This is a genomic window from Pseudomonadota bacterium, from assembly GCA_026388315.1.
Classification (GTDB): domain Bacteria; phylum Desulfobacterota; class Syntrophorhabdia; order Syntrophorhabdales; family Syntrophorhabdaceae; genus MWEV01.
The window spans coordinates 1-1,533 of record JAPLKA010000065.1 but is presented as its reverse complement, the minus strand read 5'-3'; the positions used below and the strand labels follow the sequence as shown (position 1 = coordinate 1,533).

Genomic DNA, 1,533 nt, shown 5'->3' with positions numbered 1-1,533 from the left:
TTAACGACAGGGAAGCGTAGCCCTGAATCCCCATGAGCAGATTGTTGAAGTCATGCGCAATGCCGCCCGCCAGTGTCCCGATGGATTCCATCTTGTCTGCATGCTGCAACCGCGCCTCCAGTTTACGCTTTTCCTCCTCCGCCTGCTTGCGTTCGGTAATGTCTTCTGTGGTTCCTTCATAGTAAATAACCTTCTCGTGCTCATCTCGGACTGTACGGGCATTTGTGGATACCCAAAAGATACTCCCGTCTTTGCGGTATCGTTGTGACTCAAAATTTTCTATCATACCATCCCTCTCAAGCTGCTCTCTGAGTTCTTGTCTGTCCCTTGGATTGACATAAGACTGGGTGGCTATATCGGTTACTGCCTGTATCAGTTCTTCAGGGGATGAATAGCCATGTATCCTTGCATGGGCTGGATTTACACTGAGGTAACATCCTTCAGGGGTTGACTGAAATATGCCTTCTACTGCATTTTCGAAGATGGAGCGGTATTTGGCTTCGCTCTGACAAAGCGATACCTCGACAGTTTTCAAACTTGTAATGTCCTCGAGGGTCTCAATGCCGGCTATAGTGTTTCCTGAAGAGTCCTTGATCGCTGCTGCGGTAAAGTAGAGCCATGTCCCTTCCTTCATATGTGGGAAATACCCTGTTGCCTCATAAGCTCCGTCAAGAAGGTCTGATCTGCTATATATATTACCGTACCATCGTGCAATCTCATCTTCGGTAACACTTTCGATGACTAAATCCACAAGACACGGTCTCTTCTCGGGATAAAACGCCTTCCAGTGATTTGAGGTGCCCAGCACATCTTTTGCCTTGGCACCGCTATATATCTCAAGGGCTCTGTTCCAGAGAATGACGGTATGGTCTTTGTCGATGGCGAATTGGGGAATTGCAGATCCTTCTGCGATAACCGCCAGTTTATCTCTGCTTTCCAGTAATGCAATTTCTGCCTGTTTGCGTTGGGTGATGTCCTCGTCAATGCCTTCATAATGGAGAAATGTTCCGTCAGCATCGCGGACATTTCGCATATTTATAGAAACCCATATTTTGCTTCCATCTTTTTTATAAAACTGTGTTTCAAATTTTCTTATTGTGTCCTCTTTTTCGAGAATCCGCTTAATATATTCACGGTCTTCAGGATTCACATAGAGCTCGTGTGTTATTTCGTTAATCGATGTTGCCATCTCTTCAAACGATGCATAGCCCAGCATACTGAAAAAAGCAGGGTTGGACATCTGAAATTTTCCATCTTTGGTTGTCTGATATATACCATTCAGTGCATTATCGGTGATACTGCGGTAATTCTCTCTGCTTTGCAGGAGCATCTCTTCTGATCTCTTCTGCTCTGTTATATCTTCGCAAGTCATAATGTGAACACCGGTTTCCATTTGCACCGAGATGAAATTAATAATCTTTTCCGTTCCATCCTTACACGTTACAGTAAAAACCCGTGGTCTTTTTTCACCTGGTCCGGCTGCTTTTAAATCTTCTACCCATGCCGCGATAACGGTCTGCCTGTATGCAGGGT

The 1,533-nt window shown here is 45.2% G+C and carries 1 protein-coding gene; it reads right to left on the bottom strand.

The window, feature by feature from the left end; genetic code table 11:
• Positions 1-1,510, bottom strand: a 1,510-nt coding sequence (locus NTX75_09780; GenBank protein ID MCX5816511.1) for a PAS domain S-box protein, incomplete at its 3' end; no start/stop codon positions are given.
• Positions 1,511-1,533: the final 23 nt, after the last annotated feature.